This is a genomic window from Mucilaginibacter sp. P4_G9, from assembly GCF_056400985.1.
The window spans coordinates 1-13063 of sequence record NZ_JBFUKF010000139.1; the positions used below are offsets into that span (position 1 = coordinate 1).

Consider the following 13063-nt stretch of genomic DNA (forward strand, 5'->3'; position numbering starts at 1 on the left):
TAGCCGATTTGGGATAGCCGATTTGGGAAAGGCCTTTTTCAAGCGCAACAGTGTAAGCTACCACAACGGCTCCGCTTCCTGTTCCACCAATCACCGGTTTGTAAGATCCGATACCAAACAATGCCACTTTCTGGTTTTTGGTTAGCGGAAGAGCGGAATTGTCATTTTTTAATAGCACCATGCCGTCTGCAGCCGCATTCCTGGATAAGGTTGCGTGTGACTTAAGATCGGGTGTGTTAGAATATTGATATTTTCTGAATGAAGGAGTTTTAAGGATGTACAATAATACCCGCTCCACATTTTGATCGAGCATTTTGACGTCTAACGTTCCATTTTTTACGGCGTTAATAATAGCTTGTTGCTGCCCGGGTGTACCCGGTTCAAGCAGGTCATTTCCGGCTTTCATTTGAGCAACAGGATCTTTACCGCCGAACCAGTCCGTCATTACCATGCCTTTAAATCCCCATTCTTCACGCAGTATCTTTGTCAGTAAGTCATTGCTTTCAGAAGTATACGTTCCATTGATCTTATTATAGGAACTCATCACCGTCATTGGCTGCGACCGCTTAACAGCGATCTCAAAACTTCGCAAGTATAATTCCCTAAGCGCCCGCTCACTGATGATTGCATTTACCGCATTACGGTTGCTCTCCTGGTTGTTGGCTGCAAAATGCTTTATAGAGGTGCCTACCCCGTTTGATTGGATGCCATTTACCATAGCCGCAGCCATATATCCGGAAACATAGGGGTCCTCCGAAAAATATTCGAAGTTGCGGCCATTCAATGGGTTGCGCTGAATGTTCATACCTGGTGCCAGGATCACATCTACGCCATACTCTTTAATTTCATTACCAAATCCTACGCCAACCTTTTTAACCAAAGCCGTGTCCCATGAAGAAGCCAGTAAGGTGCCAACCGGCCAGGCCGTCGCATAATAAGATTTCGTACTATCACCTTTGCGAAAAGGATCGATACGTACCCCGGCGGGCCCGTCAGAAAGAACCGTACCCGGAATGCCGAAACGATTAATGCTCATGGTATTTCCGGCAGCACCCGGTACACGTCCGTCTGCTTCTCCAATGACAGTGCCGTGGCCCTGGAAGCGCATGCCGGTTCCGGCGACGACAGACGCTTTTTCCTCAAGTGTCATTAACTTAACGATCTCACTAACCGGGGCATGCCCCAGTTGAGGTAGCTTTTCCTGTGAAAATGCGGTATGGCCAACCAATAAGAAGGCAACGGCAATAACTTGACGAAACTGTACAGTCATCATGGTAACTACTTAGGAATATGGTTAAATTATTCAGGTTATTTATTTTCCTTTACACGTACTCCTTTAGCATCAAACATGCCCATCAGGCTGCCTTTTACATGGTCGTCATCTACCGGATCAAGCGAAAGTGTAACATCATAACTTTGGACAGTAAATGCTAAGGTTGCGGTTTTATCTTTCTCTTCTATGGAAGTAATTTTAGTTATTTCCTTACCGGTTGAATCCTGCACAGCGCCGGTTAACTTGCCATCCTTCCTTTCGAGAATGAAAGTCATCTTAGAGTCGCCGTTAGGGGTGCCCATCACCAGGACATTCCATTTGCCTGGATAATAATCCGGTTTGGTTTGAGCATTAACATTTACGGAGATAAATAGTCCGATGATTACTGTAAAAATGAAGCTTAACTTTTTCATGATTTTTTATTTTTTATGTTTAATTGATTTTTATTTGAATAGTATTTTCTTTAAATCCGGGAGCCGAGGCTGTTAAAGTCGCAAGGCCTCGTTTCGATGTTGACTTAAGGATCACCTGTGCTCTGCCCTGGTAAACCTTTTTATGCGGCTGCTGAAAACTGGACATATCCGATGGGTTACCGTTCCCAACAGCAGCAATCGTCGCATTGCCTGAAAGTTTAAAACTGATTTCTGTGTCATCAACCGAAGGGACAACATTGCCTTTGCTGTCAACAATCTGGACACTAATAAATGAAAGGTCGTTCTGATTTGACTTTATTATTTTGCGATCAGCAATAAGCCGGATTGCAGTTGGTTTCCCAGTGGTGGATAATACGCTTGAACCGGTTTCCTTTCCATTGTCATAACTTTTAGCTACCAATGTTCCGGGCTGGTATTCGACCTCAAATTTGGCCGTAATCGATCCCTCAGGAACAGTCTGCCCGGCGATCACTTTGCCGTTTAGTTCAAGCTTTACGGTTTTGCTACGCGTATATACGTCAACCTGCATTTTCTTGCCCTCCTGGCCGGGCCAGCTCCATGACTTTAGTTCGTCTGGCATACCCCAGGTTGCTATCACTTCCTTTTGGCCTTCAGGAACAGGCCGATGCACCAGCATTTCCACCGGGCTGTTTCTCCAAACCACATTCTTATAATATAAAGCCGCTTTCGGGTTACCAATCAGGTCGAGATCACCACAATAGGCATTAAATACCGGCCAGTTATTCCGATAGAACAGCCCCATTCCCATCATCCCCTGCGGCACTTTCTGCGACTCTGGTACCAAAACTGATCTTCCAATTCCCGCCTCCCCAATATAATCCATCGCTGTCCAGGAAAAGCCGCCCAGGAACCAGGAGTATTTTTCCGTTTCGTCCCAGTTCTCCAAAGCACCATTTGGTAAATATTCTGTTGCCAAATACAGCTTTCCCGGGTGTTTGGCCCGCTCCGTTTCAAAACGAAGAAGCGTCGCACTGTCGCGCTGAAAGTAGATAGATTTGTCAAGGAAATAATTGTAGCCATCGATATCAAGTTTCGCCACGTGGGGCTCGTAATCCTTCCACGGCTTTTTGGTATACGGTGGCAGGAAAACAATGGCATCTGTTACGGGTCGGGTTGGATCGAGTAACCTTACTTCATCCGATAGTCTTTTTGCAATCCGGTAACCCGATGTATCAGGGGCTTCGTAAATTTCATTACCTATGCTCCACATGATCACTGATGGGTGGTTCCTGTCCCGCAAAACCATTGAGGTTAAATCTCTTTGCCACCAATCTTTAAAATAGAGATGATAGTCCTGGGGGTTTTTAGGTAGTTCCCACATATCAAATGCCTCATCGAGAACCAGCATTCCCAGGCGATCACAGGCATTGAGTAATGCGAGTGAACCCGGGTTATGACTCAGACGAATTGCGTTGTACCCTGCCTTTTTTATCAGCTCTATTTTTCTTTCTTCAGCACGGTCAAAACTCGCTGCCCCCAAAGGGCCAAGATCGTGGTGAATACATCCGCCTTTCAATTTGATAGCAATTCCATTCAATAAGAGCCCTTTTTGTCCGTCAAATTGCAGACTACGAATACCAAATGATGTGATTGTCTGATCGATGGTTTGGCCGCCGTCAATCAGCGTAACCCTGGCCTTATATAACACCGGATTATCTAATTGCCACAATTTCGGATTGATAACGATCAACTTTTGAGTTAAGTCAGCGCTGCTATCAGCCGCGACAGTCAGAGGCATTTTTCGTGAAGCCACAACCTGGCCTGAAGGATTAAGCAGATCGAGTTTTACAATTACTGTCTTTTGCTTTAATGATTTGTTTTCTATCGAAGTTTGAACTTTTACTGTTGCCTTATCCTTTGAGACTTCGGGTGTCGTGATATAATTCCCCCAAAGTTTTGTATGGATTGGATTGACAGCCAACAACCAGACGTGACGATAAATACCCGAGCCTGAATACCAGCGGCTATTCTTACCTAAATTCTTAGCCCGTACGGCAATTACATTTGATTTGCCATTGGTTGTTAAATAATTAGTAAGGTCATAAGAAAATGACGTATAGCCGTAAGGATGATTGCCTAAATGGTACCCGTTGATCCAGACGTCTGCATCCATGTAGACGCCGTCAAACAGGATATATGTTTTTTTTCCTTTGTAATTATTGTTTAAAGTAAAAGTTTTACGATACCAGCCGGTCCCACCTTCAGTAAATCCTGTCGCGGCTTTGCCCACAGATGTTTTGGTAAAAGGTCCCTGAACTTCACCTTCTTTTTGATTTGGGAGATCTTCAATGCTCCAGTCGTGCGGCAAGTTTAAAATACGCCAACCCGAATCGTTAAACGCCGGATTTTGCGCACCATTTAAGGTGTCTTTTCTGAAACGCCAATTGTTGTCAAATGATATCTCACTGCTGTCCTGAGCGCGGGTAATTCCAACTGACAAAAGCAAGGCAAGTAAGATAAAAAAGAATTGGATGCTTTTCATAATTTTAATTCCGTATTAAAAACGGAATAAAGGTATGGTGGCGGTTTCACATATCCAAATTAATTCCGTATTTTTAACGGAATTAATAATTTTTGTATCTTTGTAAAGCAAATTTTAATCATGATTATACCCCCAGACTTCGCCAGTTTCTCCGAATATTCCGACCAATTTCTCAGGAACGTAGCTGTAGACAATGTAATTTTTGGGTATCACGAAAAAGAATTGAAAGTATTGCTGCAACAACCTTACACCTTAGAAAAATGGACAGTGACGGGTGGATACATCAAAAAAACAGAGTCCATCGAAGATGCCGCCAGCAGAATTGCTTTTGACCGCACTGGTATCAAAGGTCTTTACCTGAAGCAATTCGGTTCATTCGGGAACCCTCAGCGTGTAATCGATAATGGCTTTACACCCCAACGTATTGAGAAAATAACAGGTTTTGAGCCTCCGGCGGATTCATGGATCTTTGACTATTTTGTTTCCGTAGCGTTCTACACGCTTACCGAGTTTTCGAAAGTAGAATCCACGAAAGGCGAACTGGAGGCAGATTCCAGATGGTGGCCGGTTAATGAACTGCCCCCCATGATGTTTGATCACGGGCATATCATCAATGAAGCATTGTCTGCTTTGCGGTTGCACATCGCCCACTTTCCAATCGGCTACGAGTTATTACCGGAGAAATTCACCTTACCCGAGATTCACAGCCTTTATGAAACCATATTGGGTAAATCACTTGATGATCGTAACTTCACCAAAAAACTGTTGCTGACTAAAATCGTTACTAAATTAGACGAAACCCGCAAAATAGGAAAGCATCGGTCGCCCTTCCTTTACAAGTTTGATAAGGAACACTATCAGGAAGGTCTAAAAAGCGGAGTGGCGTTGGTGTTTTAAAGCTAATATCAGGCAGTTTCTGGCAATTCAAGATTCATCTCCAGCAGTGCATAACTTAAGGTTTTGCCGTGGGTATCCATCACTAAAGAAGTAGTAACCCCRCCTGCCAATGCCTGCAGGCATACAAACTGCAGCGCGCAAATATTAGGAAGCTCATACCGGACAATTTCGCCATGTATGATCTCTTTGAAATGTTCTTTTACTTTATCGACAGTTATCAAATTGCGCAGCAGTTCATAATCCTTTTCTTCATAAGGTATCAGCGATAAAATCAATGTGTTGCCTTTATCTCCCGCGCGACTGTGCGCTATATCATAAAGTTTAATGCTCATAACTTTTCACTTTTATTGATGGCTTTGTTTTGTTTCTGTCGATCAGAATCGATACAATACCAATCACTTCATTTACATATTTCCGAACTCCTCCGCCACCAGCCGGGCCATTGGTGTAAAGTGCTTCCACTTCTTCGCCTATAGTGGCTGCTTCATTAGCGGTATTGGCCTTGCCGGCAATGCGTAAACGTACTTCATAAGGCTGATAGCCATTTGCCAGCGAAGTGGAATGAACCGACGTATGGCCGATAAAGTCGATTCTCAGATCGGGGAATTGATTAACTAATCTTTGCTGAATTATTTCACCCGCTAACCTGGCTCTTTCCAATGCATTTGCGCCAGCATAAGTAATTTCGCCTTCTCCTGTAAAACCTGCTTTATACCCAATACTAACCTTTAGTGTCGATGGTTTTTTGTTGCCATTGCCGCCAGTCACCTTGATACGATCTTTTCCATCCTGTTTCAAATAAACTGTGGTGAAATCTGTTGACACATCGGGTGTCATATATTGATGGGGATTTGTTACCTCGTACAATAGTTGTTCTTTAGCCGTTGCTAAGGTTATACTTCCTCCCGTTCCATCAACTTTGCTTATGGTTGCGTTGCCATCCGGGTAAACATCTGCAAACGGATGCCCCAATGTGCTCATATTCTCCATTGGCTTTTTAACCGGATCAGCAAAATAGCCGCCGGTTATTTGGCCCGCACATTCCATCAGGTGCCCAATTACAGTTCCTTTAGCAATGATATCAGTATCATCCAAAGACCAGCCAAACTCATGTACCAACGGCGCGACAAATAACGACGGATCAGCAACGCGCCCGGTTATGATAATATCGGCGCCCGTTTCCAGCGCCGGTAAAATTGCATCAGCACCTAAATAAGCATTGGCTGAAATGACTTGTCCTGACCCGGAAATAGGATTGCCTGTTTCCATAGCGATCTCATCGCCGCTGATAGATTTCAAAACATCGTCGCCGGTAACTGCCGCAACTTTGATGGAGATACCTTGTCTTTTTGCTATTTCAATAATTTTACCCGCCGCTGCGATCGGGTTTGCCGCCCCCATATTGGTGATGAGGCGGATTTTATTTTTTTTAAGCAAGGGCAACAGCAACGATATGCGTCGCTCCAGCAGCGGATCATACCCTTGTGCCGGGTCTGTCGCTTTTCTTTTTTGAGCTAACGCGATGGTACGTTCGGCCAGGCATTCCAGCACCAGGTAATCCAAATCACCCTTTTCCGCTAAGATCACGGCAGGTTCGAGCCTGTCTCCCGAAAAACCTGCGCCACAACCTATACGGACTTTATCTTTCTGCTTCATTTATATACTTATTGCTCCGGTCAGTATTGCTATAATAGTCATTATTATAGTTGTACCGAATGCCCATTTAAAAGTAAATTTTTGATGGTCTGCCAGTTCCACTTCCGATAATCCTACCAAAACGAAAGTTGAAGCGGTTAAGGGGCTTAACGGGAAACCCGTCGTCATCTGCCCTAAAATTGCTGCCCGACCTATTTCTATGGAATTTATGCCATAATGGGTGGCCGCCGTTTTTAAAACGGGGATCACGCCAAAGTAATAGGCGTCGGGTGTAAAAACCAGGCTTAATGGCATACTGGTAACGCCGACCAATGCCGGCAAATAACCCGCATGTTCTTTGGGGATAATAGAAACCATCGACAATGCCATGGCGTCGATCATTTTAGTTCCGGTAAGGATACCGGAAAATACCCCCGCTGCAAAAACTATGATGGAAACCGAAAACACATTGGCGGCATGTGCCTGTATCCTTTTTCTCTGTTCGGTCTGGGATGGGTAATTGACCAGTATAGCTACCGCAAAACCTATGATGAATAATGCTGATGGCGGAGCCAGCGACAAAATAAGCGCTGCGATTAAGACAACCGTTAAAACGGCATTGAACCAGAATAATGCAGGCCGGCGGCTTTCTTTTTGTTCATCAGAAAGTTCCTGGTGATGATCGTAATCCAAATGCACAACACCCAACCTTTTTCGTTCTTTCTTACCAAGCCAGAATGCCACGAATAACACCCAAAGTATCCCTCCGATCATGGACGGGAGAATCGGAATGATCAAATGCGCAGGGTCAGTTTTCATCACATTTAAAGCTCTGGCTACAGTGCCCGACCAGGGCACCAAATGCATAACGCCCACGCTGAGTGCGACGATGCAGGGGAGTATCAGCTTCTTCATGCCCAACTTTTTGTAAATAGGGAATAAAGCAGTGATGGTGATCATAAAAGTGGCCGTACCGTCTCCATCCAGGTGAACCAACATAGCCAAAATAGCGGTTCCCAGGGTAATTTTCAACGGATCGCCTTTGGCAAGGTTAATAATGCCCCTGATCACCGGGTCAAATAACCCGGTATCGATCATCAGGCTAAAGTATAATACGGCAAAGATCAACAGGATACCAGTGGGTGCCACTTGTTTGATCCCGCCCAGTACCATTTCGCCTATCTCTTTCGCCCCAAAACCACCGATCAATGCAAATAAAACCGGTACCAGGATTAAAGAAAGCAATACCGACAGGCGCCTGGTCAGGATCAACCCTAAAAAGACACAGATGGTTAAAAAGCCGAGGATGGATAGCATGGATTAGAGTATTACGCCATTGGCTTTTAAACGTTTACTAAAATACAAAACCTGGTAAGGCAAGGCATCCTGCCAGAATTCCCAGGTATGGCCGCCTGGCCGTTCTGTATAATCATGCAGGGTATGGTTATATACCAGGCGCCGGTGCAATTCGCGATTGGGCTCCAATAGAAAATCGTCTACACCGATATCCATTACAATGGGCAATCCGTTTTTTCTGATTTGATCAGCCATATTTACCACAGAATAAGGCAGGTAACTATCCGGCGTCATCGGCCCCATTATTTTATCCAGAAACTTTGTAAGACCATTAAACCGTTCCGGGGTTAGGTTCCAGGTGGTCATATTCGGGTCGAGCGCCCCGCTCATGCTTCCGGCAGCCGCGAATAATTCGGGATGGCGGGTAGAAAGGTAAAGCGAACCATAACCGCCCATGGATAAGCCGGTGATTACCCGTCCCTTTTTGTCTTTGACCGTGTGGTATTTGCTGTCGATAAAAGGAACGACCTCTTTGATAATATAGGTTTCAAATTTGCTGTTCGGATCAACCGGGCTATCAATATAATAGCTGAATATTTCCCCTTCCGGCATCACAATAATCATATTGTATTGGTCGGCCAGGTTACGCACCAGCATTTTATCAGGCGTTTTCAGCAGCCAGTCGTTGAAGTGCCCAAAGCCGCCATGCAGCAGGTAAAGTACGGGGAAGTCCTTTTTGCTTTTGCTATAGCTATCTGGTAATGCAATGGCCGCTTTGTAAGTTTTATTCATGGCCGAGCTGGAAATTTGAACGGTATCCACCTTTGAAGCGTAAGATAAAGTGCTGCAAAGCATGGCGAGCACAAAAACGTAGCTGAGTTTTCTCATAGTTGATATTTTTGGTCTTATTTTAATACGTTGCTTTTATCGGCTTCGCTGATGATGTTTTGGCTATCTTCCGGCAGCCCGGGTATTAAACAACCATGCCGCAATCAGGCTGAAAATATAAATGCGGGGTCACTTCATTTAGCAGTTATTGTTTTTTTGGGGCGCTGGCTATTTTCAGCAGTTCGGCATCCGGGTGATTACGCATTTCACATTTGTTATCCAGGATCATTGTCGCGCCATTTGCAAACGTATAGGCAGGCCATTTAGGCAAACCGGGGGTGTTGGGATTACCGTTGCGGGCAAAACTGATCCAGGCACTGCTTATTTTCGAGGCAAGTGCATAGGCATCCTTGCCGCCGCCGGTCATTTCCTCGCAGTGGCGGATATTATCAAACTGGAAGGCGATATCCATACAATGCATAGCTTTGTACCTGCCATCATTAACCGGAGACTGCCAGGTAAACAGGTACATGTAAACCGGTGCCGCACCGCTTAAACCGGATTTTTGATCGGCTTGTTTGATGGCTAATGAGCGAAAACCGAATTCGATATCATTGTATTCAAACGGCTTGCTGGTGTTTGGGTAAGCCTGCTTCACCGCTGCCATATAAGCGTCGGTCTGGTCGCCATATTTTTTCTGTAAAATAACTTTCAAATCTTCTATGGTCTGGCCCTTCGGGGTCGGCGCGAAAGCTGCAAACTCGTTTTTAGTGGTACCCACCAGTAGTGGTATATTTTTTGAAAGGTCCATGGCGGCCTGATCGGTCGGCTGATTAGGGAACATATCGCCATCCAATACCGCGTTCCAGCCGACGTTTGCCGGTTTTCCTTCTTTTCTCAACGCTGTTCCTACTTTTCTTAGCGCCCTGCCACCGGCAGCATTCAACTGATCATAAGGTAGTTTCTGAAGGGAGTCGACCTGAGATGCCTGCAAATGCAGTTCATCGAGCAGGGCTGCCGCTACACGTTGCGAGACCGATTTATCTGTAAAAGAAGTGATATAACTGCCGCTTTCTACGATCGCTTTGTGAAATAGGCCTTTCGCCTTGGCTGTATTCATCATACAGGTTACCTTTCCGCCGCCGCCGGACTGCCCGAATATTGTGACGTTATCCGGATCGCCGCCAAATTGCGCGACGTTGTCTTTTACCCATTGCAAGGCCGCAACGATATCAGCCAGACCTGCATTTCCAGAGTTTTTATATTTATCTCCATAAGCAGAAAGGTCCAGGAAACCCAGGACATTCAACCGGTGATTTATCGAAACAAGTACAACATCCCCTTTCTTAGCCAGGTTCTCCCCGTCATAAGAGGGCAATTCAATAGACGAGCCGGCTGTAAAGCCGCCGCCATGCAACCACACCATCACCGGGCGTTTTTTACCATCGTTTAATTTTTGTGTCCATACATTCAATGTCTGGCAATGCTCGTTGGCATATCCCAGATCATGATTAAAAGCAAATTCAAATGCATCGTTTACTGTCGTTGTCGGATCGGTGGGGCAAACCGGACCGTAGCTCATTGAGCTCCGCTCGTCATTCCAGGCTTTGGGTTTGCGTGGTGCAGTAAACCGGTCAGCTTCCGCATAGGGGATTCCTTTAAAGGTGATAATTCCATTATGAACATAGCCTCTGACTTTTCCGTTATCAGTAGAGGTGACCGCAATACCTTCACCGGCTTTTATAGGATCGTTACTTTGGCAAAGGGCCGTTAAATTTAAAAAGCAGACGGCTGCCATAAACAACAGTGTAGTTTTTCTTTTCATAATAATTGGTTTTATCGGGAATGACAAATCTATATTTACACCTTCAATTCCGTCTTTTTTTAAATTGCTGAATTGTATATAAATTTATCGCTTGATTTCCGAAACGTTTCCGAAACCGGAAGCAAACCTGAAATGCTAAAAATCATATGAAGCTCAAAACGGGAAAGGACGAAATTGTATACCTACTGACAAAGGTAGTGCTGAAATACGAGGCAGCAACCGGGCAGGGTATTAAGCGAAATACGAACAGAAAGAATTATGAAGACCTGGCGCGTATGTTAAGCGAGATCAGTAACAGCCTTCCCAATACCAGTGAAACGCTTTTCCATAATTATTATCCGCCGGGTGAAAACAATGCGTCTGCCGTTTACCCGTTCCGCAAATATGACATAACCGGCGGTCAGCTAAAAGATGCTATTAATGGGATCGTGTCGCACCCGCGCCCATTTTTGGTTGATGCCTGTTACATTTATTTATATGGACAGGGTAGAAAGGGTTTTGCACAAAAACCAGTTGATGAAGGGTTAGTGGATGAGCCGACAACTGTTGAAGTGCCAATCGTTGATGTGCTTCCTATAAAGAGCAGTATCTTATTGCTGTCCAAAAAGATCAAAACATATCGGACAATTGTAATCCTGCTTTGTAGTATTTTATTAGTTGGAGGGATTTTTTGGGCTGAAGAAAATTCAAAGGAAAAAAAGCTCGTCCGTGATTTAAGCATTTTACCCTACCGGCCCTCAAGTGCCGAGATTGACAGCCTGGAGGGAATTTGGCTGTGCTATACCGGATCGCCGCAGGCCCGAACGTATGATGCCGGGCGTTTCCATAAAATTGTTTCTAATATCATGGATGTGAAATACCAGGATGGTTACTTCAAATTCATCCGTTACGGGTCTAACTTCGAACACGCGGGCTATATGCAGTTTGAGGCAGCCTGGCTGGTTTCCATTCACTCGCACGTCGTTAACGCCCGGGATAGCATCGAGTCGCCTAAACTATCATTGATGCGTTTGGATGAAGGCAGGCCTTATGTGGATGTCATATCCGCTTCCTGGAACTTTGACCAGGGAAAAAAAAACAGGATCATCGGCATACGGGAGCTTTTCATCAAACAAGGCAAAAGGGGACGGATAGAGGAGATTATAAATACGCCGCAAAACGCAGCTTGTAGTTGTAAAATAATTAAATGGCAATCACCCGGCAATGCAGTTCGCTTCTTTTATTTGAAAAACGAACTGCTGGATACGATTGGCGATAAAAGATTGAAACAAACACTCGATGAGAAAAGTATTTTACTTTCCCGGCCCGGTGATACATCCTTATTGCTGCCTAAACATTTTACAAATACGCATTGAGGTATTATTCGAATTATAAATGTACTGGATGTTGATCTGTAATAACGAGGCAATCTCGAGTCAGTTAATTTTTTCTTACCGCCTGGTTGAAAAGCTTCCCACATGGGTTTAATTCTAATAAATTCCTTGATAGCTTAAGAGGAATTGCAGAATTTGGAGACCCAATTTTATAAATTGATAACATTCTTCTTGAAATACTGTAAATGGCATTCGAAGAGTAAAACTAATTGGAAGGTATCCAGGCAAAGCCACGCCAGTTTTCATCAATTTGACCTGACCTAATGGGAAAAAATGTATAGCTCATAGATATTGCAAATCAGGACTGTAAGACTTACTTAGTTAAGGTGGAACATAGTTTTAATTTCATGATTAAATAATAAAGATTGGACGATCTCATTTGAAATGTAGAAAGGGGGTTCATGGTTGAATGCCCTTTCTACGTCAGCTTTAATGAACATAGTCGAAATTCTAAATCTAATATGAAGCGCAGCCTGGCTGATAGTCAAATACTAACTGAAATCAAATCATCCATTGTAATTACAGCTTTTGTACTTACTTTACCAAGTGTTCCAACAATCAAAGAACCCGGAGTTGCTTTTCCCCAAACAGGAATTTTTATGCCTCTTTGCAAAACCATATTATCGCCAAACACTTTTGGAAAAGTTACCTGGGCATAGCCGGATGTTTGAAAAGTAGAATAGTGTAAAAAGCACTAATAATATCCGTTTGTTTATTTTCATTATTTTATTCAAATAGCGTGAACTCTGGTCGTTAGGCCTAATGCCGTTTTTTGATAGCTTGCAGCCCCGAAAATAACCGGGGCTGCAAGCATAATAACATTAAGATATACCTTTCCAATTTTATCTTTTTCGCGTTCGTTAATTTAACAGGCTTTATTTTTCCGGGGAAATGGAACCTGTTATATGAAAAAAGTCAAAATCAGCCGCCCCTCCTATATTTTTTGTAGAATAATTAAACAAAGCAAAACGATAGCCCATGAAATGCGGGAAGGTATAG

11 protein-coding genes are annotated in these 13063 nt (G+C 44.1%); 2 read left to right on the plus strand and 9 right to left on the minus strand.

Annotated elements, in window-relative coordinates; all coding sequences use genetic code 11:
- The 3 genes from AC1DPZ_RS13405 to AC1DPZ_RS13415 form a co-directional block, all read right to left on the minus strand.
- Nucleotides 1-1273: glycoside hydrolase family 3 protein (locus AC1DPZ_RS13405; protein ID WP_477404112.1), on the minus strand; the 1273-nt coding region annotated here is incomplete at its 3' end.
- Nucleotides 1274-1308: 35 nt separating this feature from the next.
- The gene (locus AC1DPZ_RS13410) at nucleotides 1309-1686 is read right to left on the minus strand and encodes a hypothetical protein (protein ID WP_477404114.1); all 378 of its coding nucleotides are present in this window, start codon (nucleotides 1684-1686) and stop codon (nucleotides 1309-1311) included.
- A gap of 19 nt (nucleotides 1687-1705) precedes the next feature.
- Nucleotides 1706-4210: a glycoside hydrolase family 2 TIM barrel-domain containing protein gene (locus AC1DPZ_RS13415; protein WP_477404116.1), complete on the minus strand. Its 2505-nt coding sequence runs from the start codon at nucleotides 4208-4210 to the stop codon at nucleotides 1706-1708.
- Between the two features lie 120 nt (nucleotides 4211-4330).
- On the opposite strand from AC1DPZ_RS13415, the gene AC1DPZ_RS13420 reads away from it, so the two are divergent.
- Entirely contained in the window at nucleotides 4331-5107 is a 777-nt protein-coding gene (locus AC1DPZ_RS13420) for an NUDIX hydrolase (protein ID WP_477404118.1), read from the plus strand.
- 8 nt (nucleotides 5108-5115) lie between these two features.
- Here AC1DPZ_RS13420 and AC1DPZ_RS13425 read toward each other — a convergent pair whose 3' ends face one another.
- The 5 genes from AC1DPZ_RS13425 to AC1DPZ_RS13445 all read right to left on the minus strand — a co-directional run bounded on the left by AC1DPZ_RS13425 (nucleotide 5116) and on the right by AC1DPZ_RS13445 (nucleotide 10691).
- A complete protein-coding gene (locus AC1DPZ_RS13425; protein ID WP_477404120.1) occupies nucleotides 5116-5439 on the minus strand; it encodes an AtuA-related protein in 324 nt (107 codons plus the stop codon).
- Nucleotides 5429-6763, minus strand: a complete 1335-nt coding sequence (locus tag AC1DPZ_RS13430) for an acyclic terpene utilization AtuA family protein (protein WP_477404122.1) — start codon at nucleotides 6761-6763, stop codon at nucleotides 5429-5431. Before AC1DPZ_RS13430 ends, AC1DPZ_RS13425 begins: the two co-directional genes overlap by 11 nt.
- On the minus strand, nucleotides 6764-8059 hold the full coding sequence (locus tag AC1DPZ_RS13435) for a CitMHS family transporter (protein ID WP_477404124.1): 1296 nt from the start codon (nucleotides 8057-8059) through the stop codon (nucleotides 6764-6766).
- Nucleotides 8060-8062: 3 nt separating this feature from the next.
- Nucleotides 8063-8926 carry an alpha/beta hydrolase gene (locus AC1DPZ_RS13440; protein WP_477404126.1) on the minus strand — a complete coding sequence of 288 codons (864 nt, stop codon included), beginning with the start codon at nucleotides 8924-8926 and terminating at the stop codon, nucleotides 8063-8065.
- A gap of 145 nt (nucleotides 8927-9071) precedes the next feature.
- Nucleotides 9072-10691 (minus strand): carboxylesterase/lipase family protein, encoded by a 1620-nt coding sequence (locus AC1DPZ_RS13445; protein WP_477404128.1) that lies wholly within the window; start codon nucleotides 10689-10691, stop codon nucleotides 9072-9074.
- Between the two features lie 146 nt (nucleotides 10692-10837).
- On the opposite strand from AC1DPZ_RS13445, the gene AC1DPZ_RS13450 reads away from it, so the two are divergent.
- Nucleotides 10838-12046 carry a hypothetical protein gene (locus tag AC1DPZ_RS13450; RefSeq protein ID WP_477404130.1) on the plus strand — a complete coding sequence of 403 codons (1209 nt, stop codon included), beginning with the start codon at nucleotides 10838-10840 and terminating at the stop codon, nucleotides 12044-12046.
- 502 nt (nucleotides 12047-12548) lie between these two features.
- Here AC1DPZ_RS13450 and AC1DPZ_RS13455 read toward each other — a convergent pair.
- The gene (locus AC1DPZ_RS13455) at nucleotides 12549-12698 is read right to left on the minus strand and encodes a hypothetical protein (RefSeq protein WP_477404132.1); all 150 of its coding nucleotides are present in this window, start codon (nucleotides 12696-12698) and stop codon (nucleotides 12549-12551) included.
- Between the last annotated feature and the right edge of the window lie 365 nt (nucleotides 12699-13063).